This window comes from Providencia sp. PROV061 (genome assembly GCF_011045655.1).
Taxonomy (GTDB): Bacteria; Pseudomonadota; Gammaproteobacteria; order Enterobacterales; family Enterobacteriaceae; genus Providencia; species Providencia hangzhouensis.
On record NZ_CP042861.1, the window covers coordinates 1,676,474 to 1,702,472 of the forward strand.

27 protein-coding genes and 1 pseudogene are annotated in these 25,999 nt (G+C 43.3%); 27 read left to right on the forward strand and 1 reads right to left on the reverse strand.

The genetic code is table 11. From position 1 onward, the window contains the following. Positions 1-313 precede the first annotated feature (313 nt). Both FVA72_RS21990 and FVA72_RS07525 read left to right on the forward strand, forming a co-directional pair. The gene (locus FVA72_RS21990) at positions 314-586 is read left to right on the forward strand and encodes a hypothetical protein (RefSeq protein ID WP_110592070.1); all 273 of its coding nucleotides are present in this window, start codon (positions 314-316) and stop codon (positions 584-586) included. 81 nt (positions 587-667) lie between these two features. Next, positions 668-1,696 carry a terminase small subunit gene (locus FVA72_RS07525; protein WP_110592069.1) on the forward strand — a complete coding sequence of 343 codons (1,029 nt, stop codon included), beginning with the start codon at positions 668-670 and terminating at the stop codon, positions 1,694-1,696. Here the strand turns inward: FVA72_RS07525 and FVA72_RS07530 are convergent. Next, positions 1,693-2,328 (reverse strand): response regulator, encoded by a 636-nt coding sequence (locus tag FVA72_RS07530; protein ID WP_110592068.1) that lies wholly within the window; start codon positions 2,326-2,328, stop codon positions 1,693-1,695. The two genes, FVA72_RS07525 and FVA72_RS07530, sit on opposite strands and share 4 nt — an antisense overlap. 238 nt (positions 2,329-2,566) lie before the next feature. On the opposite strand from FVA72_RS07530, the gene terL reads away from it, so the two are divergent. The 25 genes and pseudogenes from terL to FVA72_RS07655 all read left to right on the forward strand — a co-directional run bounded on the left by terL (position 2,567) and on the right by FVA72_RS07655 (position 25,858). Further along, on the forward strand, positions 2,567-3,964 hold the full coding sequence (gene terL / locus FVA72_RS07535; RefSeq protein WP_110592067.1) for a phage terminase large subunit: 1,398 nt from the start codon (positions 2,567-2,569) through the stop codon (positions 3,962-3,964). Between the two features lie 4 nt (positions 3,965-3,968). Then, positions 3,969-5,471, forward strand: coding sequence for a phage portal protein (locus FVA72_RS07540; protein WP_110592066.1), 1,503 nt, complete (start codon positions 3,969-3,971; stop codon positions 5,469-5,471). A gap of 37 nt (positions 5,472-5,508) precedes the next feature. Next, on the forward strand, positions 5,509-6,237 hold the full coding sequence (locus FVA72_RS21995) for a phage head morphogenesis protein (RefSeq protein WP_110592065.1): 729 nt from the start codon (positions 5,509-5,511) through the stop codon (positions 6,235-6,237). Then, the gene (locus FVA72_RS07550) at positions 6,234-7,490 is read left to right on the forward strand and encodes a DUF2213 domain-containing protein (protein WP_110592064.1); all 1,257 of its coding nucleotides are present in this window, start codon (positions 6,234-6,236) and stop codon (positions 7,488-7,490) included. The genes FVA72_RS21995 and FVA72_RS07550 overlap by 4 nt, the downstream gene beginning before the upstream one ends. Further along, positions 7,490-7,987 (forward strand): structural cement protein Gp24, encoded by a 498-nt coding sequence (locus FVA72_RS07555; RefSeq protein WP_110592063.1) that lies wholly within the window; start codon positions 7,490-7,492, stop codon positions 7,985-7,987. The genes FVA72_RS07550 and FVA72_RS07555 overlap by 1 nt, the downstream gene beginning before the upstream one ends. Continuing rightward, positions 7,987-9,054 carry a major capsid family protein gene (locus tag FVA72_RS07560; protein WP_042844781.1) on the forward strand — a complete coding sequence of 356 codons (1,068 nt, stop codon included), beginning with the start codon at positions 7,987-7,989 and terminating at the stop codon, positions 9,052-9,054. Before FVA72_RS07555 ends, FVA72_RS07560 begins: the two co-directional genes overlap by 1 nt. Before the next feature lie 54 nt (positions 9,055-9,108). Next, positions 9,109-9,450: a hypothetical protein gene (locus FVA72_RS07565; protein ID WP_105881054.1), complete on the forward strand. Its 342-nt coding sequence runs from the start codon at positions 9,109-9,111 to the stop codon at positions 9,448-9,450. 2 nt (positions 9,451-9,452) lie between these two features. Next, entirely contained in the window at positions 9,453-9,884 is a 432-nt protein-coding gene (locus FVA72_RS07570) for a DUF4054 domain-containing protein (protein WP_110592606.1), read from the forward strand. Further along, on the forward strand, positions 9,884-10,342 hold the full coding sequence (locus FVA72_RS07575; protein ID WP_110592062.1) for a hypothetical protein: 459 nt from the start codon (positions 9,884-9,886) through the stop codon (positions 10,340-10,342). Before FVA72_RS07570 ends, FVA72_RS07575 begins: the two co-directional genes overlap by 1 nt. After that, on the forward strand, positions 10,342-10,710 hold the full coding sequence (locus FVA72_RS07580; RefSeq protein WP_110592061.1) for a phage collar protein: 369 nt from the start codon (positions 10,342-10,344) through the stop codon (positions 10,708-10,710). The genes FVA72_RS07575 and FVA72_RS07580 overlap by 1 nt, the downstream gene beginning before the upstream one ends. Continuing rightward, on the forward strand, positions 10,700-11,215 hold the full coding sequence (locus FVA72_RS07585) for a phage gateway protein (RefSeq protein ID WP_110592060.1): 516 nt from the start codon (positions 10,700-10,702) through the stop codon (positions 11,213-11,215). Before FVA72_RS07580 ends, FVA72_RS07585 begins: the two co-directional genes overlap by 11 nt. Positions 11,216-11,224: 9 nt before the next feature. After that, on the forward strand, positions 11,225-12,712 hold the full coding sequence (locus FVA72_RS07590) for a DUF3383 domain-containing protein (RefSeq protein ID WP_110592059.1): 1,488 nt from the start codon (positions 11,225-11,227) through the stop codon (positions 12,710-12,712). Between the two features lie 9 nt (positions 12,713-12,721). Beyond that, positions 12,722-13,174, forward strand: a complete 453-nt coding sequence (locus FVA72_RS07595) for a phage tail fiber protein (RefSeq protein ID WP_068445366.1) — start codon at positions 12,722-12,724, stop codon at positions 13,172-13,174. Positions 13,175-13,224: 50 nt separating this feature from the next. After that, on the forward strand, positions 13,225-13,683 hold the full coding sequence (locus FVA72_RS07600) for a hypothetical protein (RefSeq protein ID WP_109911397.1): 459 nt from the start codon (positions 13,225-13,227) through the stop codon (positions 13,681-13,683). 82 nt (positions 13,684-13,765) lie between these two features. After that, positions 13,766-16,276: a hypothetical protein gene (locus FVA72_RS22000; RefSeq protein ID WP_405029961.1), complete on the forward strand. Its 2,511-nt coding sequence runs from the start codon at positions 13,766-13,768 to the stop codon at positions 16,274-16,276. Further along, the gene (locus FVA72_RS07615) at positions 16,273-16,800 is read left to right on the forward strand and encodes a phage baseplate protein (protein WP_110592058.1); all 528 of its coding nucleotides are present in this window, start codon (positions 16,273-16,275) and stop codon (positions 16,798-16,800) included. The genes FVA72_RS22000 and FVA72_RS07615 overlap by 4 nt, the downstream gene beginning before the upstream one ends. A 3-nt stretch (positions 16,801-16,803) precedes the next feature. Then, positions 16,804-17,097, forward strand: coding sequence for a phage baseplate plug family protein (locus tag FVA72_RS07620; RefSeq protein ID WP_096863415.1), 294 nt, complete (start codon positions 16,804-16,806; stop codon positions 17,095-17,097). Continuing rightward, the gene (locus FVA72_RS07625; protein ID WP_110592057.1) at positions 17,090-17,905 is read left to right on the forward strand and encodes a baseplate hub protein; all 816 of its coding nucleotides are present in this window, start codon (positions 17,090-17,092) and stop codon (positions 17,903-17,905) included. The genes FVA72_RS07620 and FVA72_RS07625 overlap by 8 nt, the downstream gene beginning before the upstream one ends. Positions 17,906-17,908: 3 nt before the next feature. Next, complete coding sequence (locus FVA72_RS07630) at positions 17,909-18,601, forward strand: Gp138 family membrane-puncturing spike protein (protein ID WP_110592056.1); 693 nt, start codon at positions 17,909-17,911, stop codon at positions 18,599-18,601. Further along, positions 18,598-18,942, forward strand: coding sequence for a hypothetical protein (locus tag FVA72_RS07635; protein WP_110592055.1), 345 nt, complete (start codon positions 18,598-18,600; stop codon positions 18,940-18,942). Before FVA72_RS07630 ends, FVA72_RS07635 begins: the two co-directional genes overlap by 4 nt. After that, on the forward strand, positions 18,935-20,122 hold the full coding sequence (locus FVA72_RS07640) for a baseplate J/gp47 family protein (protein ID WP_110592054.1): 1,188 nt from the start codon (positions 18,935-18,937) through the stop codon (positions 20,120-20,122). Before FVA72_RS07635 ends, FVA72_RS07640 begins: the two co-directional genes overlap by 8 nt. Next, positions 20,119-20,778: a DUF2612 domain-containing protein gene (locus tag FVA72_RS07645; protein WP_110592053.1), complete on the forward strand. Its 660-nt coding sequence runs from the start codon at positions 20,119-20,121 to the stop codon at positions 20,776-20,778. The genes FVA72_RS07640 and FVA72_RS07645 overlap by 4 nt, the downstream gene beginning before the upstream one ends. A 5-nt stretch (positions 20,779-20,783) precedes the next feature. Then, a pseudogene (locus tag FVA72_RS22215) lies at positions 20,784-21,164 on the forward strand (phage baseplate protein); the annotation flags it as partial. A gap of 546 nt (positions 21,165-21,710) precedes the next feature. Next, positions 21,711-22,304 (forward strand): phage baseplate protein, encoded by a 594-nt coding sequence (locus FVA72_RS22220; RefSeq protein ID WP_405029965.1) that lies wholly within the window; start codon positions 21,711-21,713, stop codon positions 22,302-22,304. A gap of 1,058 nt (positions 22,305-23,362) precedes the next feature. After that, entirely contained in the window at positions 23,363-25,858 is a 2,496-nt protein-coding gene (locus FVA72_RS07655) for an SIR2 family protein (RefSeq protein ID WP_165119676.1), read from the forward strand. The last annotated feature ends 141 nt before the right edge of the window (positions 25,859-25,999 follow it).

Sequence of the window (25,999 nt, forward strand, 5' to 3'; positions counted from 1 at the left end):
ATCGGCTAAGGAGATAAACACGATGGCTAAACCGGATTGGGGGACGCTACAGCAACAGTTCCACACATAACGTTATTTTGTGAGGGAAAAATAAAAATGCCCCAGATATCGGGGCGAAGTAGAGAATAATAGTTTATGAATGTGACGTCACTATACGTTAATCGTGAATGACCACAATCTGAAAAAGGTAGTAATCTCAAGCAGATGGTCAGATTAGAGCTTTGATGAATATCTCCTTTCTTATACATAAGTCAAATATGCGTTATTCATTATATTTAGCTAGTGTTAGTATCTCTCAAAAAGGGGGTAACTAATGATTTCATGGTTCGATGTTATGGCTCTTCTTGCGATACCAATAATTATATTGTTTGTAGTTATAAAGATGGCAATAGGAAGTCATAAGATGCTAGAAAAAAGTGAGCAAGTAAAAGGGGAAGTATTAGAATCTCACAAAAACGAAATTAAAGAGTCTAGCGATGATGTGCAGGCAAGGAAGATAAAGAAAAAAATAGTAACAAAGATAATCTGGTACAGGGTATGCTCTGTTGTACTATTGATACCGGTCCTATATTTTTTGTTTAGATAACACCTCGCTTAGAACGGGATTTTATTGCAAATCACAAAGCTCACTACGGTGAGTTTTTTAATTTGTTATGAGGAAAATATTATGGCTAAGCCGGATTGGAGCGAGCTACAAAAACAGTTCCTGTCTGACCATGCTAAATCAGGAATATCCCCTAAAGAGTGGTGTGAAGACCAGGGACTTAATTACGCAACAGCAAGGCGATATATAAAAAAGCCAGCTGCGCAATCTGCGCAAAAAACTGCGCACAAAAAATTGCGCACTGCGCACGAAAAAGAATGCGCAAAAGAGGCAATACACGATAGTGATATATCAACTGCGCAGGGTAGTGAACAAGATAATGCGCATAATGATGAAAATACCTTTGATGTGCGCAACTACGGGCTTAACGATATGCAAGCACGTTTCGTAACTGAGTACTTAATTGACTTAAACCGAACTGCAGCATACAAAAGAGCCGGCTATAAATGTGAGGGGAATAATGCGTATATCGCAGCATCAATCCTTTATAGAAATTTTAAGGTTTCAAGAGCAATCGCGGATGCGCTAGCTGAACGAGAACGTCGAACCGAGATAACCCAAGATGCCGTATTAAAAATGTGGTGGGATATTGCAACTGCAGACGTTAACGAGCTAACTGAATATCGCCGGCTATGCTGTCGTCATTGTTGGGGTTTTGGTTTCAATTATCAGTGGCGTGATGCGATAGAATTTGAAGACGCTGTTACTGAGGCTAGGGCTAAAAAGAAAAAGATACCAAATGATAATGGTGGTTACGGTTATGACAATTCGCTTGATCCTAATCCTGATTGCCCTCGCTGTAGTGGTTTTGGTATTGGTCGTGCGCATTTTCATGATACGCGTGACTTAACTGGCGCTGCTCGTCGTTTATTCGCTGGTGTGAAAGAGGGTAAGTTTGGTGTTGAGGTGATTACTCGTAATCAAGACGATGCGCTTAAAATGGTTGCACAGCATTTAGGGATGGTTAAGAACAAGACTGAAATAACTGGTGCTGATGGTGGGCCTATTCAATCAACTGGGATTGATCTAAGCCACCTAAGTTTTGAACAACTAATGAAATTGAGGAGTAAAAAGAGTAAAGAGAAAAATTAAATTGGTAACATTGCTAAAAGCTCGGTTCCTGATGAAGTTATATCAGTAACACCTGCTTTTTTAGCCTCTTCGCGTAAATTAGTAGAGGCCCAATTACCGCAGAAAATGAAAACCGGAGTTTGAATATTAAGATTTCTTATTTCTTTTGTAAGAGTTATTCCTGCCCGATCGTCTTTGGGTCTTCCCATATCGGATATTATAACATCAAAATTATTTTGTTTGATTCTTTCAATGGCATCAGTTGTTGAAAGTGAAGTATCTACATCTACATGATTCATTTTTAGTGTTTCAATCAAATAGCTATTATTTGAAGGACTATCATCAACCCATAAGACCCTTTTTCTCATTGAAATATTAGATTGCACATTTGTTTCTGAATTAGGGTGTAATGTGTTTATTTTCTTTTCCATTTCAACAAGTTTAGATTGTAGGTCTAGAATAATGTGGCCTTGTTGTATTGAATTTTCTTTCAAATTTAGTTCAAATCCTGAGACTTTTATATTTAACTTGCCATCAAAGAAAGTGTCTATGAGCTTTAATAGATGCTTTCTAAAATAATAGATTAAAAAACATACAATCAATGGCCATAATAAAGAAGATAATGCAGATAAAATAGCAGGTATAACATCCATAACGAATTATCCTTATTTGATTAGGATGGTTGAGAAGATACTTATTGATAAGAGTATATTAGATTCATAGATACTATGGAACTAACAATAATTGATGCTGTGATTAAAAGTGCATTGATATTATTGCCTTTTTTATAAACATGTAAGGTGTTTTTTATATAACTGTTGATTAGATTAAATTATTATATTTTTTATCCAATTTAAATGAGTGTTTTGCCCTTATAAATTAGGTACAACCATGAATATCGATTTCAGTTTGTTTGATGAAGAGATCGAAAGGGAGATAGCACGCCGTAGTTTGCATGAATTCATTCAGTATATAAACTCTGAATACATCACAAGCCATTTCTCTCAAACGGTATGTGATGCGCTCGACCAGTTCTTGGTTGATATGATGGAAGGTAAGCGTCCTAAGTTAATATTAGGCGCACCGCCACAACACGGTAAGTCTGATATTGTTTCCCGCTATCTTCCCGCTTATTTCTTTGGAAAATACCCTAACATGCGAGTTGGGGCGCTGTCGTATTCGTCTGATTTAGCCGGTGATATGAATACCGATGTTCAGCGGATCATGATGTCGGCTGAATATCGTGCGTTATTTCCTAACAGCTGGTTGGGTAATAAGCCTGAAAATGGCATTGTTGTTAAACGTAACTCTGACGAGTTTGGCATTGCCAACCACAAAGGCAGTTATGTATGCGCGGGTGTCGGTGGTCCATTAACGGGTAAGAAAGTTGACCTCGGTATTATTGATGACCCAATAAAGAACTCGAAAGAAGCACTTAGCCCGACGGTTAAAAAATCGATTTGGAACTGGTACGTCTCGACCTTTAAGACCCGCTTATCACAAAACAGCGGTGAAATCATCATGGCCACGCGGTGGGCGACCGATGATTTATCAGGCCAATTAAAAGAAAAAGCCCCTGAAACCAAGGTACTCGCATTCCCTGCTATTAATGAGCAAGGAGAAGCGTTGGTACCTGAACTTCATCCCATTGATAAGCTGTTGGAAACCAAAGCAATACTGGGTGATTATTTTTGGTCTGCCATGTATCAACAATCACCGAAGCCGGGCGACGGTCAAATCTTCCATGAAGAGTTTGTCCGCTATTATTTACCTAAAGACCTACCAGATAAATTCGATAAGGTTATTCATAGTTGGGATATGACCTTTAAAGACAGCGACGGTACCGACTATGTAGTGGGGCAGGTTTGGGGTAAGAAAGACGCCAATGCCTATTTGCTCTATCAAATTAGAAAACGCATGAGTTTTACTCAAACGAAGGATGCCGTGAAGCTACTTGCGGAAAAATTCCCAGAAGGGCGCCGTAAGCTGGTGGAAGACAAAGCCAATGGCCCAGCAGTTATCGACTCTCTTAAATCATCGGTATCAGGCTTAATTCCTGTTGAGCCCGATGGTAGCAAAATCGCACGTGCTCATGCCTGCACCGCGGAATGGGAGGCGGGCAATGTGTGGCTACCACACAAAGACATTGCGCCGTGGATAGTGGAAACCGTGGAGGAAATTACCACGTTCCCATTTGCTGGCCATGACGATACGGTGGATGCAATGACGCAGGCATTACGTGATTTATACCAGAAGAAAAAAGGCGGTTTCTTTACAACCAAGAGGTAATTCTATGTGGCCGTTTAAAAGGCGAAAAATTGCAGAACAGATTGCACCGCCGAAGCGGTCAGCGTTTACCACAGATTTGTATCCTGCATTAGCAAAAGAGAAGGGATTTAACGGGTTAGTTCTACCGCAGCCGATGATTAACGGTGTGGGGATGGACAGTATTGATACTTCCGTTCCTTCATTCAAAGGCGAACAAGTTTATGGTGTGCCTGAATCGCAAGCGGCTTGGTATGCCTCACAAATGTTTATTGGTAACAACATGTGCGCCATCATTGCGAAACATTGGCTGGTGGATAAGGCCTGTAATATGCCTGCTCGTGATGCTATTCGCCAAGGGTATGATATTGATTGCGATAATGACGATGACAGTGCTATCAGCAAGAAGCTACGCAAGCGCGATAAAAAGTACCGCATACAGCATCATTTGAAAGAACTTATTCACTTTGGGCGAGTGTATGGTGGTCGATTAGCGTTGTTTGTGGTGGAAACCTCAAACCCGAAAGAGTGGTATGAAAATCCGTTTAATCTCGATGGTGTGTCCAAAGGAATGTACAAGGGGATCAAGCAAATTGACCCACAATGGGTAACGCCTGATTTAACCGATTCCAATATCCAAGACCCAGCCAGCATGGATTTCTACGACCCAACCTATTATGTGATTGCGGGTCGCAAATACCATAAATCGCACTTTATTAAATTTGTGCCATTCCCCGTGCCTAATGTACTTAAGCCGCTGTATAACTACTTTGGTGTCTCGGTACCAGAGCGCATCTATGAGCGTGTCTATGCATCGGAACGAACAGCCAATGAAGCGCCGCAGCTGGCAATGACCAAACGGTTATTGACTATCGGTATGGCAGACCCTGAAGGTGCAGATAAGAACACCATTCAGGAAAACATGCTTTATTTTATGGAGATGCGCGATAACTACGGTGTGCAGGTGATGGGGAAAGAGGATGTTGCACAACAGTTTGATACCTCGTTAGCGGATTTAGATGCCACCATTATGACGCAATACCAGCTAGTCGCAGCGGCGGCAAACGTACCCGCGACTAAGTTACTCGGTACCACACCAAAGGGATTTAATGCCACCGGTGAATATGAAGAGTCGAACTACCGTGAAGAACTGGAAAGCGTCCAATCAAACGACTTAGAAGAACTTTTGCAGCGCCATTACGACATGTTGATGCGCAGCGAAGAACTACCGCTGACTGAAATATCGGTTACGTGGGCGCCACTTGATAGCCCAACGGCCGCAGAGAGTGCTGATATTGAGTTGAAATCTGCTCAGACGGATGCGGCTCTAGCGGCTACGGGGGCAATTGATGGGTTGGATATCCGTAAAAAATTGGCTGCAGATAAAGAGTCGAGCTATTACGGCATTGATGTAAACGAGAGTGACTATGTCGGGACGAATACGAGTCCGAACGAAAAAGGCGAAATGGGCAACCTCCCGCCAAGCGGTATTGAAGGGCAAACCCCTGCAGTATTCAGCAGCGCCATCTAGCCGTTATCAACGTGACATGTCACGGTTAATCAGTTCGATGATTAAAGACTATGAAAACGTATTTAGTGAATTGAATGATGATTTTTACGGCTCCACGATGGATGCCAGCATTGCGAGTCAAACGCGAATTTGGCTCAACCGGTTAAAACGCAAGTGGGATAAAATCTTTAGTACGCAGTCTAGCGCCATGGCCGATAAGTTTGTTTCCCAAGTCGATATCGGCGCGCAGCGTAATTTAGATGATTCTCTTAAACAGCTCTCTGGCGGTATTACCATCAAAACCGCTGTCATGCCGGACGCGTTAAAAGACCGAATGATTGCCGCCACGGCTGAAAATGTTTCCCTGATTAAATCCATCCCTACTCAATTTCATCAACGTATCGAAAGTGTCGCTCTGCGCTCTATCTCACAAGGGGGTGAGGGTGCGAAAACCTTATTAGATGAAATCAGGCACACTGGCAGCGTCACAGAAAGCCGAGCGAATTTTATCGCCGTTGACCAAACGCGAAAAATCACGACTGCGGCAAACTATGAGCGCATGAAATCAGCGGGAATTCGTAAGGCTATTTGGCATCACTCTGGTGGAAGCGCTGAACCTAGAGAATGGCATCTACAGCTGGATGGTGAAGTGTTTGATTTAGACAACCCACCGATTATTGAGCCCAAAACGGGTGAACGTGGATTGCCGGGTCAATTACCTAACTGCAAATGTTTTTGGACGCCTGTAATCGATTTTAGTGGGGAAGAAAGTGGCGAGGAGACATGACAAAACGAACCTATGACAATAACGGCTGGCTCGAAGTGACAGACAACCCCATCTCTAAAGTTGGGGTTTTTGATTATTTGGGGGCTGAAATTGGTGCGCCAATACCCGATAAAATCTATCGCGTATTGCGCCCTCCGGAAGAACTGGCCAGCGAAGCGACAATTAACTCTTTCAAACTCACTCCATTCATCATTGAACATGAAATGTTAGGCAAGCACGCGACCCCAGCGGAGAAAAAAGGCATTCAAGGGGTGATTGGTGAGAATGTCTATTTTGATCCACCGTATCTTAGAGCCAATATCAAAATCTTTTCAGATGTGGCGCTTAGCAATATCGACAGTGGCAAAATCGACCTTTCACCAGGTTATCGCAGTAAATATGAATTCACCTCTGGCATTTATGAAGGCCAACACTATGACGTTATTCAACGTCACCTACGTGGCAATCACCTCGCATTAGTGGATGAAGGGCGAACCGGCCCTGACGTCGCTGTGCAAGATCACCTCGTTATCACTATCGACACAAAGGAACTTATTCGCATGAACGAAGAAGAAAACAAAGAGAAGCAAACCACTGATGAAGGTGCGTTTACAGCGGAGCAAGTCACTGCGCTGAAAAGCATTATTGCAGAGGTGATTGCACAAACTAAGCCTTCAACCGATGAAGAGCCGAAAGAAGAAAAGAAATCCACTGATGCTAATCCCGAAGAAGAGCAAAAAGCGGAAGAAGCCGTGACAGCCGCCGAAGTTGCAGCAGAAGAAGCCACAACCGGTACACCTGAAGCCGTAGAAGCTGCCGAGGTGGCGATTGAGACAGCTGTCGAAGCGATTGAAGAAGCCAAGGAGCATCTCGACCAAGCAACAACGGATAGCTTAAATCGTCGCATCAAACGCTTGAAAAATGGCATCGGTACGATGGACGAGATTGCATCTTTAAAGCGCAAAATTAAGCGGTTAGAAGCATCAAAGCCAACCATGGACACCGGAGAGCTGTTAAAGCAAATCGGTGAGCGTGATTCATTAGCGCATAAGCTGACCCCATTCCTTGGCGTATTTGACCATGCCGCCATGACCAAGCAACAAGTGGCCGAGTATGGCGTTGATAAGCTCGGTATTCAATGCGGTAAGGGCAATGAAGCCATTGCACTCGATGCGTGGATGCAAGGGCGTGTGCCTGATTCACAGAAAGCCACAGTGACGATGGATTCTGCGGTGAGTAATCAATCAATTATGGATAAATGGGGAGCGAAATAATGGCAATTCCTAAATCAGTGTCGCATGGCTTAACGTCTGGCGTAGTGGGTGAAATCAGCCATGCAGGGCCTATTCGTGCCGTTGCCGCCATTCTCAGCTCAGCGGATGAAAAGCAAAATATCTTCGGTCGGGCTTACACCTACAAAGATGATTCTGTGGAGTCTGTGCAAGTGGGTGGCAAGGGCGCATTTGCGGGGATCATGATTAACCCGAAAGCGTATCGTATTGAAGTGAACTATGCACGCAATGGCACCCAAGGTGAGTTTTTAACGATGGGTGAGGTGTATGTCGAACTAAGCGATGACGAAGGCAAAATCAATGATCCCGTCGTATTCAGCGAAACGGACGGTTCGTTATCGGCTAAAGGTACGGTAGGTACAGGTGAGCGCGTGATTGGCTTTGTCAGTCGTCATCTTTCATCAACTGACGCACCGCATTTGAGCGTTATTCGCTTAACCGAAATCCCATATCCAGCGGCAGTAAAGGAAGGTGAATAATGCCAGTTAGCAAGCAAAAGTTTTATATGTCTGGCCGCGATATTCGCAAGCATGGTCAACTTAATATCCAACCTAACCAACAGTGGACGTATCGCGAACTTGAGCAAATTGGTTTTGGTGGTTTGGCATCGATGGACTCCGCGATCACGGGCGCAGCCATGCAAGGTGGGTTGATTCAGCGTGAAATGTTGCAACACGTTCTTCCTGGTCTCATTCGCACCGCAACCCGTGTTCGTGTGTTGGATGAAATCACCGGTGTATTGAATGCGGGTGAATGGCACGATGAGGAAATCATTCTGAACGTGGCAACACCAACCGGTAAAGCCGAGCTCTACGGCGATCATACCAACGTGCCGTTAGCATCTTACATTCAAGACCAAGAACGTCGCGGTATCGTGCGTTTTGAACAAGGTTTTCAAGTCGGTAAGTTAGAGGAAGCGCGCCAGTCTGCAGCTGGGTTTGAAGCCGCTGCGGAAAAACGTAATTCAGCGACTGAATCTTTAGAGCAAGGACGTGAGCGGATTGGTTACTATGGGTTTAATAGCCCTGAAACACGTGTATTTGGCTTGATGAATGAACCGAATCTACCGGCTTATGAAACCGCATCGAAAAAATGGAAGGGCGGCACGTTTGCCGATATCACCCAAGATATTACCGATATGTTCTCGCGCATTGAAATGAGTTCAGGTGGGATTATCAAAGACGATATCGCGATCACATTGACGTTACCGCTGGGCTACCGTTCAACGCTCAATGTTGCTAATCCTGTGGCGCGTGGTGAAACGGTGTATCAATGGGTAAAAGAGAACTATCCAAACCTGCGCTTTGTGTTCTCGCCTGAATTTGTCGGGGCAAATGGTGGTGCGGATGTGGCGTATATGTTCGCAGATACCATCGATGATGGCTCAACCGCAACCAGCGCGACCATCTTACAAGTGGTACCCGTTAAATACCAATTGTTGGGCTCACAAGCGCAAATCAAAGGGTATTTAGAGGATGCGACCAATGCGACAGCGGGTGTCTTTGTTACCCGACCTTGGGCTATCACCCGTCTCACAGGCATCTAACCTGACCACTTTTTTTTACGCCCTCAAATGAGGGCTTTTTTATCGGAGAAAGCCATGTCTCTCTATGTCTATTGCACGCTATCGAATGACCAAAACTACTCGGTTACGGATGGCAAAGTGTTTATTGCGGGTCAAGCCAATATCATGACCAAGCACATGTATACCCCGCGTGGGCGTGTCACGGAAATCAGTGACGAACAATACGCTCAACTTAAAGATAACCATGTATTTCAACTGCATAAAGAAAACGGGTTTATCAGCGTTGAAAACCGCAAAGAAGATCCTGAAAAAGTGGCCACTAATATGGAGGCTAGCGATAAGTCAGCGCCAGATACCGTGGAATCTTTGGAAGCAGAAAAACAAGCAGTCCCGAAAACCAACAAAAAGGGTAAATAATGATGGAGGCGAGCACATTTCCCCTAATGTCATTTCGTGTGCTCTATCCATCGTTTAATGGTGTGAGTGATGATGACATTTATACTATTGCTCAATCTGCCCTGAACTATTTTTCGCCTTGTCGCGGTGTTTGCACTAACGAACTGTGGATGCTGGTTGTTGCTCATATGCTATCACTGCGAAAGTGGATTGCGGATGATGAATCCCCAACCGGTGTTGTGACTAGTGTGACCATCGATAAAGTCAGCGTGTCATTCTCTGCGCCCCCTGCGGGTTCTGATTGGTCACACTGGTTCAAAATGACGACCTACGGCCAACAGTTTTTAGCACTGATAAAGCGCTGTAGTGTGCCGCAATATATTGGTGGTGCAGGTGAACGTTCAGCCTTTCGCGGTGTAGGTGGGCGATTTACGCGCGGGGGGCGGTTACGTTAATGACGAAATTAACCCAGTTAAAAGCGGTTTACGATGAGTTAGCCAAGAAACAATTGAAAGTGGGTTTCTTTGAACACTCCAAATATCCCGATGGCACGCCCATTGCCTATATTGCGGCGATTCAAGAATTGGGATACCCCGCTGGTGGCATTCCTCCCCGTTCGTTTTTTCGCCCAACGATGAGCGATAAAAAAGCAGAGTATGGCCAGTTAATTTTCCGTGTGGCCAAAGCGGCGACCGTTGGCAATATTTCCGTTACTGATGGGCTAACCCAAGTCGGTGCAAAAGCGGCTGGGGATGTGAAACTGGCCATAAAAGCGGTAACCACACCAGCCTTGGATGATTCAACGGTAAAGGCCAGAGCAAGACGTCACAGCAAAGGGAAATCTACCGATAAGCCCTTAGTGGATACAGGTCAGATGTTACAAGCCGTCAATTTTGCCGTGGAGGATAAGTAATGTTTGGAAATTTACACCGTATCGCTTCTCGCTATATTCCTCAGCAAACAGCCCTGTGGTTTCGCTTTAAAAACCGTGAGCCCGATGAGCGAGGCCATGACCAAAACCAATATCATGAGCCAGTGGATATTCGGGGCAGTTGGCAAGCGGTTGATACTCAAGATGCTCAATCAATGGGCTTTGATTCAAACCAAGTTTATCGCCGCTTTTATACTCCCCATGATATCAAAGGTATTCAGCGCGGTACTTCACCGGATTATCTTGTTTTTAATGGCAAGAAATACGATGTGATGGGGGATGCGGATTGGTACGAGCAGGACGGCTGGAAATCGGTGATTTGCATCGAGGTAGGGGCCTATGACGGATAATGATGTTGATATTGCCATTCGCAAACAGTTATTACGGCAGCTGACCGAAGTGGGTATTGATATCCCCGTGAAAGCCGGTTTTCAATCCACCAAGCAAGGCCGTGAAGATAATATGGTGATGTTCTTTGCTATCAATGAAAGTGGGCATGGTTGGCAAGGTCGCAATTACAATGTCCAAGGTAATAATGCCAATCACCAAGAAAACCAATTATCGGAAAAAACGTACCAAGTTCAGGCATTCATTACCCAATTAGGTTCGTATACGGCCAATGATATTGCCGCCATTACCCGAATGGTTGTCAATTCACTGCCTTTTGTGACCACACTGAGAAAGCAAGGTATTGGTGTACAACGGGCAACATCAGTTCGCCAGCCTTATTTTGTGAATGATCATGGCGACTACGAACAAAACCCCTCGTTTGATTTTAATGTGACGTTTAAACGCTCTCTTTTCCCTGATACAGCTGCCATAAGCGCGCTCTATCCTGATATCCACCGCATATAAGGTTTTATTATGCCAATTAAACAAACTCGATACGTTGATATCGCATCGGCGGTTATTGGCGCGTCTGCTGTTCCGATGCGTAAATTAACCGGTCGCTTATTTTCCACTAACCCCAAAATACCTGCAGGTAAAGTTTTAGAGTTCGCCAGTGGTCAAATAGATGATTTGCTGGGTGTTGATTCTCCCGAAGCCCACTTTGCACGACAATATTTTAGCTATGTTAGCCCTGCACCGGTGAGTAAGCCGAAGGAGTTACAAATTGCTTCTTATGAGCCTGTGGGGCGAGCGCCTACGCTATTTGGGACAAAAGCCGCCGCATTAGCGGATTTAAAAATCATTGCGGATGGAACGCTTTCGGTCACGATTGGTACTGTCACCAAAAGCTACAAAGACATTGATTTGTCGGAAGCGAAATCCTATGCGGATATTGCGTCCACCATTCAAGCAAAACTCAATGCAGAAAGAGAACCACAATTTTCCAGTAGCTATTTGACGTTTAATTCACTCGATAGTGCCTTTGAGCTGAGTGGCGGTGTGCAAGAACGTGCATCCATTAGTGTTGAATATTCAGTGCTGGCGAACGCCATGGGGCTGTCTTCCGGTACGGTATCTGAAGGTAACCCCGCACAAACGCCTCTGGAAGCCTTTATGGTAGCAGAGCAGGTTTCCGATTCATTCGGGAGCGCGACATTTTTGGACGAACTGCCGTTAGAGCAAGCGGTGCCATTGGCGCAGTATGTTTCCGGGGAGAACGTCAAATACCAGTTGCATATTAGCGTGAGTGAAAAGCAGGTTGAAGATTTTAGCGCAGCGTTGATGGGAACGGCTTCGGTGGGGTTAAATCTCAAAACGGATACTAACTATTTTATTCAAACCTTACCCATGGCTGTTATGGCGGCGACTGATTATGACCGCACTAATGCCACAACAAACTACATGTTTCGCCAGTTAGGTGTGACGTTCCCTGCGCAAGTGACCACGGATAAAGTCGCTGACCGCTTCGATAAGCTGCGCGTGAACTATTACGGTGAAACTGCGGTAGCTGGCTCACAAATTCGTTTCTATCAGCGGGGCTTCTTGTGCGGTGGTGCGTCTAATCCACTGGATATGAGTGTTCACGCCAATGAGCAATGGTTAAAAGCCTATATTGCTCAGCAATGGTTCAGTGTGTTATTGGCGACACGGGGCGTTCCTGCCAATAAAGACGGTGAAGCACGTGCGTTAATGGTGATAGCGGGTGCGGTCACTAAAGCCATTAATAACGGCACGATTTTAGCCGGTAAAACGCTGAGTGACGCACAAAAGCTTGCGATTGCTGATGCGTCGGGTGATGACCTTGCGTGGTATGACGTACAGGATAAAGGCTATTGGTATAACGCGCAGATTGTTGAAAATACGGGTGAAAGTGACTTGCCTGAGTATGTCATGAAATACGTGCTGATTTACGGCAAAGGCGATTGGGTTCGCAAAGTCGAAGGCTCACATAATTTAGTCTAGGAGTAGAACATGCATGATGTATCTGCAACCGGCTTGAGTTTTACCATTCAAGCCAGCAAAACCTTTCCCACTGGGATTTTAATTACCGCTTTTGCTGACGATGCTGATCCACTGGATTTACCGGCTGTCGATATTGCACAAACGGGTATGGATATTAACGGTAACTTGGTGAGTTGGTCTACACCAACACCACAAACCGTCACGATTAACGTATTGGCCGGTAGCGAAGAAGATCAAAACTTGTCTATTTTGCTCGAGGCAAATACCGCGAAAAAAGGGCGCCGACACGCAGGGGATATTATTACTTTTGTTGCGTCTTATGGCGATGGCTCAACGGTCACGGCGCGCAATGGCAAAATCACCAATGGTAGTCGTGGCAACTCAGCCGCCTCTGCGGGGCGTTTGAAATCTAAAGCCTATACCTTTGTGTTTCAGGATTTCGACAGTACGCGTATCCGTTAATTTATTTCAATTTCTGGCGGGGTTTCCCGCCTTTTTTATTGGTGTTTACCATGATGATTAAACCTAAAGAAGTCGCTATCAAAGACGTTGATGGTGTTGAAAAACTATTCATTATTAGTCGCCTACCCGCCACAGTCGGGCGTGAAATCCTAGCCAAATACCCGTTATCTAACGCCCCCAAAATTGGTGACTATGAGGTCAGCAAAGAGGCCATGCTCAAAATGATGGCCTATGTGTGTGTCACTATCGACGGTGAAGAAATCCCCCTTAAAACACAAACACTTATTGATAACCATGTGCCTGATGGCGAATCGTTGATCCGCTTAGAGTTGGAAATGTTGAAATATAACACCAGTTTTTTCGGCAACGACGGGAGCCAAGGTTTCCTCCACTTCCTGCTCAGCAAGGTAAGCGGTTCACTCCCGTCGATTATAAAAACGCTGATGGGTTCTTTGCCGTCATCGTCAGCGAACGCCTCGCCACCTTCACCGAACTCAAAACCTCAATAGATTTAGAAGAAGCAATGGACCTATGGGAAATTGCCATTACTAACCGTTATAACGAAGCCCTTGCGGCTTCAAAGGATCGCTAATGTCATTAATGGATACCTTTGTGCAGGTCTTTGAGTTTGATACAAGGCAAGCGGATGGGGCATTTAAAAAGGTGCAACGTTCGACCGATGACATTATTGATGGCATGAAACAAACCCAACAAGCGGCGCAGCAAAGTTCACTGACCATCAGGAGTGTAATGACAGAGCTTTGGCAATCACTGCAGGGGCTGTCGACCGAACATGCCATTCAGTTTACAATCAATGCCAGCGAGGTTAGTGCTGAGACAAGCCACATCGTGGATAGGTTAGATGCGGTGAGCTCATCATTAAGCGCATTGGATGAGCAACGGCAAAATACAGACACAGCTTGGGTCTTTGCGGGGGATACGCTAGGGGAGTGGGGGCAATCACTGCAAGCTGAAATCAGCCAACTGAAAAATGATCTCGGCTCGTTATCGGTGGGTGACCAAAAAAACGCATTAGAACAGGTAAAAGGCTCAGTCAGTGAGTATGTTAACGAGCTGCAAAAAATCCCGACCACTACTGCCGATGGCGCCGCAGAAATTGAACGTGTGATGGCAGACTTACGCCAATCGGTGCAAGGCTTATCGATTGAACATTCGATTGATTTCGTTACTAATGCAGATGAGGTTATTGCCCAAACTGGCTCGGTTAAAACACAATTAGAGACAGTAACAGATTCGATGGCTAACCTTGAGGCGCAGCGGTCAATATCTGACGCAGGCATGCAATCCACTCAGGTTGTTTTGGGCGAGCTCGATGCAAACTACTGGGCACTACAGCAAAATGTTATTCAACTTAATCAAGGTGTCACCGACCTCGCGTTAGCCGAACACCAAGGTATCACCGCGAAGCAACTGTCCAACGCCATTATTCAAGCACTGCAAGGTAATTACAGCGAGCTAATTCGCCTTGTGGACACGATGAAAGTGAAAGGAATTGAAGCGGCGACCAGTGAAATTAAAGCACAGCAATCCGTGCAAAAAGCCCTTGAGAATACCGAAACCAAATATCAGCAAGCTGGTAATACGGTTATGTCGTTTGCCAAAAAGGCATTAGGGACGGTTGGTTTACTGATGGGGGCTACCGCCTTGGTGGGAGAATCGATTTCACGTTCGACTGAAATTGAAGCCCTCGATAAGTTAGGTAAAAAAATCAATGTAGCCACAGCCGATGTAGACGCATTCGCGGGTTCAATGGCTGAACTGGGCGGCACGCGTGATGCGGCCCAAGCAGATTTATCGGCGATGGCTAAATCGTTTGGCTTGGCTAAAAACTCCATGGAAAAAGTACTTCAGACTGCAGATAAAGTGCAGGGTATGAAGTTTGATAAAGCCAAGGCAACGCTTGCGGGACTGGGCGTAACAGATGATAAAACCGTCGAGCTGATGATGAAAGGTCGCAAAGAACTCGAGCGCATGATGGGTATTCAAAAAGAGTACTCAGGCATCAACAAAGAGAGTATTGAACAATCCATCAAATTCAACAAAGCCATGCAAGGCTTTAAGCAATCATCAGGTTTACTGAAAAACAGCTTATTAGAAATGGTGATCCCGATTTTAACTAAAGGGTTAGAGTGGATTAACCGCTTTGTGAGCTTTTGCAAAGAAAACAAATCGCTCATTGTGGGGTTCTTTATTGCGATAGGTTCGGCTATTGCGGTGTTTTATGTGCCTGCTCTGTTATCGGCAGCGGCAGCGACCTTGGCAGCAACATGGCCCATCTTGGCGATTATCGCGGTTATTGCCTTACTGGCTGCGGCGTTTGCCTTAGTTTATGACGATATCATGAATTTTATCGACGGCAACGATTCGATGATAGGGCGTATTTTGGATGAATACCCCGAACTTAAGGCGGTCATTATTGCGTTGTGGGAAGCGTTTAAAGCCTTCTTTTATTTTGTCATGGCTTTATCTCAAGTTGTCGCCGATGTGGCGGTGGCTGCTTTTAACTTTATTGTTGATGGTGGCAAGCAGTTATGGGCATGGCTCACGGACTTTATTCGCGATTTAGCGGGTTGGGGCAAGCAATTTGAAGGGGTCTTTACGGTGGCTTCTGATGCCGTTGTAGGGATTTTTAAGTGGTTATGGGCGCAAATCAAACAGTATTTAAGTTGGATTAATGACGGCTTAGAAGCGATTAAAAATGGCTGGAGCACGGTCAAAGGGTGGTTTGGTTTTGAGGATGCACAAGTGACTCAAACGGTTGAACGCAAAATCACGACTGACGGCACGATAGAGCACCAAATCCCCGAACAGCCCAAGTTATCTGGAGAAGATACTGCGTTGTTAGTGAAAGGGCTGAGCCAACAAATTAACGGTATGTCGGCTAATCCAATTAACCCGATGACCAGCCAAGCTATCAGTAATCAATCCAGTACCACCAATGAAACTAACTTGTCGATTGGTGAAATCAAAGTGGAAACCCAAGCGACGGACGCGCAAGGAATGGCGAATGGCACGAAAGATGCGTTGCAATCCCAGCTACAAGATTTAGCCCATCAAACCAGTTCGGGGGTAAGCAAATGATCACCGAGGTGAAAATCTTCAATGTCGATAACTTTTCGACGTTATTTGAAACGGCCAATCCGATTCAAATTAACGTCCGTGACGAACACAAAGCAACACAATTTACCGTTGAGTCGGGGGAAACACGCAGTGACCATGTGGTAGTTCAGCCCGTTGAAATTGGTATGGATTTAATTTTAGCCGGCGAAATGAAAAGTGCCTTTGAAACCCTGCAACAAGCCTATGATAAACACCAGTTAGTGGGTATTCAAACTCGGGTGAAAACCTACCAGCCGATGCTGTTAGTGAATCTCTATCACGATGAAATTCCAGAGATGGCCGATGCGATTAAACTCTCGCTGCGCTTTACGGAGTGGCGAACGGTTGAGCCTGAATATGGCGACCTGCCGCCCCGTAAGGTGGCAAAAAAAGAGCAATCGAGCACGGTGAATCGCGGGAAAGTGCAAACGTCCACGGTACCGGACAAAAAGAAAAAATCGGCAGCAACCAAAATTGCTGACGGTGAATTTACGTTAGGGTGGTGACCCATGCAAGAGATCCCTTTAAATACCGTACCTAATCAACGTTTGCGCGTGAGCCTTGGCGGTGACGAGTGGGAGCTGACGATTAAAGTGGCGCGAACAACAATGTGTTGTGATATCAAGCGCAATGATGTGGTTCTATTGCAAGGCATTCGTGTGATGCCCAATCAACCGCTGATCCCCTACCGATATTTATCGGGTAACGGTAATTTTGCCTTTATCACTGAAAATGATGAATATCCGTGGTGGGCGCAGTTTGGCCAATCACACAGTCTTGTTTGGTGGGGGGATGATGATTGATTTACGCCGCATACGATTAGGGATTGAAGTTAATGGTCGGCTGCAATGGTATGAGGGGCTGCGAATTCGTGCTAACGGCACTAAATATGCCAATCCCCTGCAAAATGAATGCACGGTGAATATCGATGGCCTCAATGCGACAACACGCAATATGTTGCTGACCGAAACCAGCCCTTATACCCAAGCGAAGAAACCGCACCGTTTAATTGTTGAAGCCGGCCGTGTTAGCACCGGTATTTTTCGCATTTATGTGGGGGATATTGTTAGCGCAGAAATCGCCTCACCGCCCGATGTAACGCTGACCTTAAAAGCAAAAACCAACAATACAAACGCCCGAGATATTGTTTCTTCATCGGGTAGTGCCATAAGTAAAATGAGCGAGCTGGCTAAGAACATAGCACAGGATTGCGGGGTTAAATTGGACTTTCAAGCCACCGATAAAAATATCGCTAATTGGTATTTTTGTGGGCCAGCACTCAAGCAAGTGGAACGCCTGCAAGATGCGGGCAATGTGAAAGCGTTTATCGACGATGACATGTTGTATGTGAAAGACCAGGACAAAGCGTTAAGTGGCCGTTTGCGAATTCTTAACCAAAAATCGGGCATGGTAGGGATACCGAAAGCCACTGAGAAGGGCGTCGATGTCACTTATTTAATTGATAGTGAGTCGTCATTGGGCGGCATGTTACGCCTTGAAAGTCAGTTTAATCCTGCCTTAAATGGCGATTATATTATTGAGCAACTTAAGTTCGATATTGCCTCACACGACGACCCTTTCTTTTACCAAGCGACCTGCAAACGAGTGTAAACCATGAACCAACCCAATAATGATATTGCTAGCGAAGGCAGCTTGGCAGGGCAGTTTATGGCTGCGTTTCGTAGCCTATTGATGAATATTGACGACATGCTCCCAGCAACTGTGGTGAGCTATGACGATAAAACTAACCGCGCGGTGATTAAGCCGCTCGTCATGATGGTATCAACACAAGGGCAAAAAATCAGGCGAGCGGCAGTGCCGAATATTCCCGTTTTTCGTTTTGGCGGCGGTGGCTTTTTTATTCGTATGCCAATTAAACCAGGAGACTTTGGTTGGCTAAAAGCCAATGACCGCGATATCAGCTTAATCTTTCAGCGTGGCGGTTTGGAAGATGAACCGAATACGGCTCGTTTACATACCTTCAGCGATGCGATGTTCTTTCCCGATACACTTAAAGGCTGGTTAATTGATGGCAAAAATACGGATGCCTTGGTGATTCAGTCCATGGATGGCTCTGTGTGTTTGTCATTACATGCAGGAAAAGCGGTTTTAGATTCACCGATTCTTGAGGTCAATGTGCCTGAAACTACCTTTAACGGCAATGTCACCATCAATGGTAATCAGGCCGTGAATGGTAACAGCGATTCAAACGGGGGCACGATGAAACACAACGGTAAAGATATCGGCTCAACACATAAACACAGCGGTATTCAAAGTGGTAATAGCAATTCAGGAGTCCCCGTATGAAAACATTTAATGTTAACAGCAATAACGACATCCATCTCGGCAATGACGGAAACTTGTCGATTGTGAGTGGTGAACGGGCATCTAAAAACCGTTGTGAACATTATGCCAAAGCACTCCGCGGTGAAATGCTGCATAAGCTCGATATGGGTATTCCCTACTGGAAAACCACGTTTGGGCGACAGGCGGACATTCCGTTATTTGAAGCGGCGTTTCGTGACCGGCTGCGTGAGCTGGATGATGTGATATCAATAGTGTCATTTTCGGCATTTATCGCGGATAACTCGCTGAACTATACCGCGTTGATCCAAACCATCTATGGGGAGATAACGCTTAATGGCTGATTATCAATATCTTACGTCACAGGGTGTAATTGTGCCGGATACCAGCACATTACGTGATGATGTCGAAAGCGAATATAGAAGTGTGTTTGGTCAGGATTTAGATGTTAACCCCGAAACCCCACAAGGCGCATTGATCACCATGGAGGTCGAAAATCGGGACGCCGTTGTGCGCAATAATGCAGAGTTGGCCAATCAAATTAACCCCGATTTAGCTGGTGGCATTTTCCTTGATGCAATATGGGCCTTAATGGGCGGGCAGCGTTTTGATGCCACACACTCCTTTTTATCACAGGTGAAATTCACGGGTATTGCCGAGACTATCATCCCTAAGGGGTCACAAGCTGCCACGCTGAATGGCGACTTATTCGAAACCACCAAAACCTTAATTATCGGTAAAGATGGCTCAGTAACTGGGGATATGCGCGCCATTGAAACAGGGGCGGTTGAGTGTGGCGTGGGTCAACTTAATAAAGTGGCCAGTTCGGTATTAGGCTGGGAAACCGTACATAACCCCAGCAATGCGGTGTTGGGTCGAGATGCTGAATCAGACTTACAATCAAGGCGACGACGCAAACAGACGTTAGCCAAAAACACGGTGAGTGTGGGGGAGGCGATTACCTCTGCATTGTATGAATTGGAAGGGGTACGTTCGTTGTCGTATCGAGAAAACTACACGGACCAACCGATGATTTTTGATGGGATCACGTTAGTTCCCCATAGCATTTATGTGTGTGTTGAAGGGGGTGATAAAGAGGCTATAGCACGTTCGTTACTACGTACTAAAACCCTTGGCGCCGCCTTTAACGGTCGTGAAGAGGTTGAGGTATTGGAAACTATCAGCGGTCAAATTTATCCCGTTAAATTCGATAGGGCGAAAGAAATTGTGTTGTTCTGCCGAGTAACGGTGAAAAAAGCCACCGTCGATGCACAAACTATTATTCCTGCAGCGGTTGAGTCATGGGCGAATGGGGATATCGATGGTGAGGGCGGTTTAGTGGTGGGGCGCGATGTATCACCTTTTGAAATATCAGCCGGTATCAATGCCGTCGAGCCTCGGTTGTTTATTACACGAGTTGAACTTTCAACGGATGGCAAAGCCTGGTCTTCAAATAATTATGAAATCAAAATGAATGAGGTGGCAAGGCTCAAACGCAGTGCGGTACAGGTGGTGTTGGTATGAGTAAAATCCAATCGTTTGATTTTCATTCTGATTTATTAAAGGCGATCCTTTGGCAATATGAAGATGCGGCAAACCTCAAGGCGTTAGCTAAATACAAAGCAGACTATTTTGAACAATCCACTATCCAGTTTTGGCGTGATTGGTACCGTGATGTATTTAATATCGATACTGCGAACGAGTTTGGGCTAAATATTTGGGCGCGCATACTCGATGTGCCGTTGGGGATTGATGTCCCGCCTAGCGATAAAACAAAAATCGGCTTTGGTTTTGGTAAAAAGAATACCAATTTCAAAGGCAACTTTCGGCGTAATGCCGATTACACCCTATCGCTGACGGTCGACCAAAAACGTCTCATCGTGCGTATGCGCTATTTCAACCTTACGCAAAGCCCAACGGTCACCAATATTAACGAATTTCTTAAACGCTTCTTTTGGCAAGCAGACAGTAAAGTGTTTGTACTTGACCCGCTTGATATGACCTATCTGTATTACGTGTTTAATTTCAACCCGGACGAACGATTACGGGTACTTCTTGAAAACTTCGACCTTATGCCTCGCCCATCAGGGGTAGGGGTTAAATATCGTATCGTGACAAAGAAAGCCTTTGGTCACGGCCAACATCGCAAAAACTTCCTTAGCAGTAATTTCGGAGCCTAAAACTCATGACAAAAATCTTTAAAATCCCCTTTGCAACACAAGGGGATAGAACCCCTATTCCCGATGATGTGCAAGCTGATGGCGCGGTTTCTTACACGCAAGGCTATAGCTACGATTATGAGCGTGACCAACAAATTGATCCTGCGGCCAAAGATATCGAACGTGAAAAGATGAACGGCATGTTTCACGATATCACAGAAGCGATAGGCGAGTTGCAAAGCTTTGGTTTTCCTAAATGGGCGACAGAAGGTAAACCATACCCGATCCGCGCAATTGTTTATCATAAAAACAAAACGTGGCAGTCGAAGATTGAAAATAACAATGTTGAGCCAGTAGCTGGCACAGCATGGCAAGAACTTAAAGCGGATTTAAGTGCGGGTGATATCAATGTTTATACCAAAACAGAATCTGACAAGCGCTTCCAGCCGTTAGGCAATTACCAAGCGGCAGGTTATAGCTATTCTAAAGCCGAATCTGACACCAAGTATCAACCCAAAGGCAACTATGCCCCCGCAGGCAATTACGCACTTAAAGGTGAAAGCTACACTAAAGTAGAGGGCGATGGGCGATATCAGCCGAAAGGCAGTTATCAGCCCTCAGGGGACTATGCCTTAAAAGGAGATAGTTATACCAAGGCTGAAACCGATGGTAAGTATCAACCTAAAGGCAGCTATCAAGCTGCAGGTTATAGTTATTCAAAAGCGGAGTCTGATACCAACTATCAACCTAAGGGCAATTATGCCCCAGCAGGGAATTACGCACTCAAAGGCGAGAGCTACACCAAAGTGGAAGGGGATACACGGTACCAAGCTAAGGGGAGTTATCAACCGTCGGGGGATTATGCAACAAACACAGCACTTAATAACGGGTTGAATGCAAAGCTCAATACGAGCAGTGTTGCCCAATCAACGGGTGGATCAACAACGAACGTGATGAGCCAGAAGGCTGTCACCGATGCATTACAAAATGCGGTCAATCTTAATACCATTTACCCTATTGGTATTGTTGTGTGGTTTGCACAAAATAAGAACCCCAATACCTTATTCCCTGGTACGAAATGGCAGTACATCGGTGAAAATAAAACCATTCGTTTAGCTGCTGCAAGTGGTGCGAATGTGTTAACAACCGGTGGTTCGGATTCAGTGACCATTGGTAAAGGTCACCTCCCAGCAGTGTCATTAAAATACTCTGGTACGACAAGTTCAAATGGCGGTCACACCCACAACCGTGGAACAATGAATATAACAGGCGCACTCAATAGTATTCATGATAGTCGAACAAAAGGTGCATCTGGTGCATTTTCGTGGGGAGGGGCAGGTGGTAGCTGGAGTTATAGTAATGCATATAACCAAGATGCTAACTCTGGATGGAAATTTGATGCATCTAAATCTTGGGTAGGCGAAACATCGAATAATGGAGTGCACACGCATACTTTCTCGGGAGAAACTGAGAATTTAGGCTCTGGCACGGCTCTAACAGTGACGAATGCGTATATTATGCTTATGGGTTGGTATCGTTTGAGTTAAAAATAAGATTGGATAGGTTTATATTATCAGACCTATCCAATTAGAAAAATGCTATATGGCTCTGAATTAGGTGATGAGCTGACATCTGAAAATCTACCATATACTTATGATGGTGGACATTTGAGCGAGTACGGAACTAAAGCTACGGCTAAGAATTTTAAAGACCCATCACTGTATTACCAAGTGATAAAACAGTTGTCTGAGTAGTCGATAAAGCCGCTATAAAAACACGTTTTTACTGTTAAACGGCTAATGTTTTATTGTAAAAGTAAGAAAGCTCCAATTAATTCTACCATTTCTAAATTTGAGCTACAAAGAAATAACCTTAATAGGTTGTTTTTCTATGAACAATAAAAAAGCCCACCGAAGTGAGCTTTTAGTAACTTTCAAATGCGCGTGCATTTCACGTGCACTTTCTAGTCTTAATGTTGCCAGTACCTAGTCCAACTAATTTTGCTAACTTCCTGTTTTTAAACCTGTTGTCCTATCACTGACCCACCAAATTTGGTGGAGCTGGCTTGAAGCTCCTCCCCAATGTAACTGTTTGATTCTTCTATCTATGTCGATGAAGTTTATGGCACAATAGTGTGGCACAGTCAGTTTATGACTGCAAGTATGTGGTATTGAGGTTTGTTATTAATTCAACTCCTCTTATGGGAGTTGAATTGAAATTAGGTATGTTAATTATGTTATAAAAAATTTAATTAATAGGATAACACTCACATTAGATAATGGAGAGTTATTTGAATCACTTATAATTAATAAAGAAACAAGCAAATAAACAGTATTAGTGAATATGCGTGTATATCATGAAACGAGGAGGTGGCTAGTTGTAATATTTTGATATTAAAATGTAAATCATTAATTTTTACTGTGAGATTATTAATGGTATCCCATCTTAGATGTGAAAATATCTTTCGGAGGATAATACTTTAAAAAAATCAAGGAGTCATAGATGGGTAAATACCTGTTTTTTGAATAAAATAACGTATAACTAGCTTTTTTTCAAATATATGCTATATATCTTTTTTATTAAATATATTGATAATGAGGTGAATATGAATGGTGATATAAAAAAAGCTATTAAAGAAGGTAGGCTTGTATTGCTTCTTGGTGCAGGAGCATCTGGTTCTTCTACTACAAAACTTAACGAACCGATACCGCTAGGTTATCAATTAGCTAAAATTCTAGCTGAAAAATCAGGTTTAGAATACTCAAATGAACCATTGAATAAAGTTTATTCAGCCAGTAAAAAAATATTAGGAAATGAACTTGATAATATTTTTGACTCATATTTCAACCATTGTAAACCTTCCGCGGAGTATAATACCCTAGCTAAATATGTCTTTAGAAGAATATATACCCTAAATATCGATGATGCATGTGAAAATGCCTTTTCGAGAAATTCAAAGCAAAATCTTTATATTAGGGGTAGAAATGATAATGTATCGCCACCTGACCAGCTATTTTATAATATAGATTATATTAAACTAAATGGAGATATAAAAAGACCTGATGATGGGTATATTTTTTCTGAGCAGGAATACGGACAATCTTCCGCTAGAGAGCCTTTATGGTATAAAGAATTAGGAGTAGACTTCTATAATTATAAATTTTTATTTATAGGTACTAAATTATCAGAACCACTATTTTATCATCAGATAGAAAGGTATAAAGGGGCAACATCGAGCAAAGAGCAACGTAGTTATGTGCTTACACCCTCAGCTACTACCATAGAGAAAATTACACTGGAGGAATATAATATTGAACATATTTCCGGTAAGCTAAGTGATTTTACTCAATGGTTAATAAATGAATTTCCAGAACCTCTAACCCCAAGAGACACATTAATAAATAGTAGGCCTGAATATAACGTTAATGCGCAAGATGATAAATCTCACTATTTAGAGATATTTAGAGATGTACTTCCAATAAGTAGAGCTAACATACAAATTCTTAATGAAAGGGATAGTGGTAGCCCTATTAGGAATTTCTATAGAGGATTTAAACCAACATGGAAGGATATATTAGACCGTGTTCCTGCTGAATTGAAAAATACAAAAAAAATATATGCTGAGTTACTTGAGTTATCGAAGAAAAAAGATGGTGTAAACTTATATTGTATTTTTGGTTCAGCTGGTTCAGGTAAGACCACTCTATTGAAACAGCTTGCTTTAAAGTTTTCTGAGATTAATATTCCATGTTATTTCATTGAAAGTATTAATGCTAATATTTCCAGTTTAATTGTTGAGCTGGAAAAGAAAAACGAAGGAAGGTATTTTATTTTTCTTGATCGAATTGCTGATTCTGCCCAAGTAATAGGTGAGGTCATATATGAAAATAGAATAAAGAAAGGGGTGATTATAGGTGCGGAAAGTAAAAGTATTTGGAAACATAGGGGGCAAGAATATTTTAGTCAAGAAAGCTATATGAAAATGGATATATCCTTGATTGATAAAAATGATGCAGTACTTATTTTGAATAAAGTTGAAAAGTTTGGATTTTGGACTCAATTAGGTAGGCTCAGTCATAAGCAAAGGTTGGATGAGTTAATCAATAAATCTAGAAAGCAACTTCTTATTGGCTTGATGGAAACTACTATGGGAGAAGGGTATAATCAGATCATAAAAAATGATTTTGATAAAATTCCAAGTAATTCTCATAAGGCATTACTTGTTTTAATTGGTATTGCAACATATCAGAGGGTTGATGCTCATGAGAGCACACTAACTAGAGCTTTAATTGAGCTGAATTTGAATGCGAATATAGTTCAACTTGCTAGTGAGATGGATGGTATTATTTATTATAAGAACGGGTTCATAGAAGCAAGGCATTATAATTATATAGATAGATTATTCAATAATTTTTTAGACACTCAGTATATTTATAGTATTTTATCTGCATATATTTCAGCTTTTACAGTGTACAGTACCCCTATAGTAACTAACGTTATAAAAACAGAAGCAGCAATTTATAAATCGTTAGTGAATTCTAAAAATATTAGGAAATTATTACGTAATGATGAGGAACTAGTTCTGAGTTTATATAATAAATATGAAAAAAAATTAGAACATGAAGGTTTATTTCTGCTTCAATATGGAATAGCCCTTAGGGACTTTGGTTATTATGATGATGCTTATGAAAAAATAAAAATTGCTAACATTGCTTATCCTAACTCTCCACAAATTGAACATGCGTATGCACAAATGAAAATGATTATAGCATTACGTTGTAATAACGAGAAGTTAGCATATGATTTACTTGATGAAGCAGAAGAAATTTTCTTAAGGCTTGATGGGGGAAGAATTAAAATTATTGATGGTTATCCTCTTGTATCTCTTTCGAGGGGTCATATTCAAATAGCTGAAAAATATAGAGGGAAAGAGGAAGCTAGAAAAATCGCGGGCGAATATTATGAAAGAATCCGTAAAATATACTTTACTAATAAAGTTTCTCAAGACTCAAAAATAGAGTCAACCTCTAGCATGCTACTTAAGTATTCTACTACAGGAGTGATGGATTCCGAAATGGAAGATACTGATTTAAATTTCTAATAATTAGCCCTCTTAGATACAGAGGGCTAATTTACTAATTGAAATGAGTGATTTTTTAATTGATTAAGTTAAATTCAATTTTATATTAGATGTTAGTTGACTACTTTACCTTGGGTATTATGTTCAGCGTAGGTCTTATCA

Coding starts and splice junctions, on each gene's coding strand:
- FVA72_RS21990 (WP_110592070.1), top strand. CDS start 314: ATGATTTCATGGTTCGATGTTATGGCTCTTCTTGCGATACCAATAATT.
- FVA72_RS07525 (WP_110592069.1), top strand. CDS start 668: ATGGCTAAGCCGGATTGGAGCGAGCTACAAAAACAGTTCCTGTCTGAC.
- FVA72_RS07530 (WP_110592068.1), bottom strand. CDS start 2,328: ATGGATGTTATACCTGCTATTTTATCTGCATTATCTTCTTTATTATGG.
- terL (WP_110592067.1), top strand. CDS start 2,567: ATGAATATCGATTTCAGTTTGTTTGATGAAGAGATCGAAAGGGAGATA.
- FVA72_RS07540 (WP_110592066.1), top strand. CDS start 3,969: ATGTGGCCGTTTAAAAGGCGAAAAATTGCAGAACAGATTGCACCGCCG.
- FVA72_RS21995 (WP_110592065.1), top strand. CDS start 5,509: ATGATTAAAGACTATGAAAACGTATTTAGTGAATTGAATGATGATTTT.
- FVA72_RS07550 (WP_110592064.1), top strand. CDS start 6,234: ATGACAAAACGAACCTATGACAATAACGGCTGGCTCGAAGTGACAGAC.
- FVA72_RS07555 (WP_110592063.1), top strand. CDS start 7,490: ATGGCAATTCCTAAATCAGTGTCGCATGGCTTAACGTCTGGCGTAGTG.
- FVA72_RS07560 (WP_042844781.1), top strand. CDS start 7,987: ATGCCAGTTAGCAAGCAAAAGTTTTATATGTCTGGCCGCGATATTCGC.
- FVA72_RS07565 (WP_105881054.1), top strand. CDS start 9,109: ATGTCTCTCTATGTCTATTGCACGCTATCGAATGACCAAAACTACTCG.
- FVA72_RS07570 (WP_110592606.1), top strand. CDS start 9,453: ATGGAGGCGAGCACATTTCCCCTAATGTCATTTCGTGTGCTCTATCCA.
- FVA72_RS07575 (WP_110592062.1), top strand. CDS start 9,884: ATGACGAAATTAACCCAGTTAAAAGCGGTTTACGATGAGTTAGCCAAG.
- FVA72_RS07580 (WP_110592061.1), top strand. CDS start 10,342: ATGTTTGGAAATTTACACCGTATCGCTTCTCGCTATATTCCTCAGCAA.
- FVA72_RS07585 (WP_110592060.1), top strand. CDS start 10,700: ATGACGGATAATGATGTTGATATTGCCATTCGCAAACAGTTATTACGG.
- FVA72_RS07590 (WP_110592059.1), top strand. CDS start 11,225: ATGCCAATTAAACAAACTCGATACGTTGATATCGCATCGGCGGTTATT.
- FVA72_RS07595 (WP_068445366.1), top strand. CDS start 12,722: ATGCATGATGTATCTGCAACCGGCTTGAGTTTTACCATTCAAGCCAGC.
- FVA72_RS07600 (WP_109911397.1), top strand. CDS start 13,225: ATGATGATTAAACCTAAAGAAGTCGCTATCAAAGACGTTGATGGTGTT.
- FVA72_RS22000 (WP_405029961.1), top strand. CDS start 13,766: ATGTCATTAATGGATACCTTTGTGCAGGTCTTTGAGTTTGATACAAGG.
- FVA72_RS07615 (WP_110592058.1), top strand. CDS start 16,273: ATGATCACCGAGGTGAAAATCTTCAATGTCGATAACTTTTCGACGTTA.
- FVA72_RS07620 (WP_096863415.1), top strand. CDS start 16,804: ATGCAAGAGATCCCTTTAAATACCGTACCTAATCAACGTTTGCGCGTG.
- FVA72_RS07625 (WP_110592057.1), top strand. CDS start 17,090: ATGATTGATTTACGCCGCATACGATTAGGGATTGAAGTTAATGGTCGG.
- FVA72_RS07630 (WP_110592056.1), top strand. CDS start 17,909: ATGAACCAACCCAATAATGATATTGCTAGCGAAGGCAGCTTGGCAGGG.
- FVA72_RS07635 (WP_110592055.1), top strand. CDS start 18,598: ATGAAAACATTTAATGTTAACAGCAATAACGACATCCATCTCGGCAAT.
- FVA72_RS07640 (WP_110592054.1), top strand. CDS start 18,935: ATGGCTGATTATCAATATCTTACGTCACAGGGTGTAATTGTGCCGGAT.
- FVA72_RS07645 (WP_110592053.1), top strand. CDS start 20,119: ATGAGTAAAATCCAATCGTTTGATTTTCATTCTGATTTATTAAAGGCG.
- FVA72_RS22220 (WP_405029965.1), top strand. CDS start 21,711: ATGAGCCAGAAGGCTGTCACCGATGCATTACAAAATGCGGTCAATCTT.
- FVA72_RS07655 (WP_165119676.1), top strand. CDS start 23,363: ATGAATGGTGATATAAAAAAAGCTATTAAAGAAGGTAGGCTTGTATTG.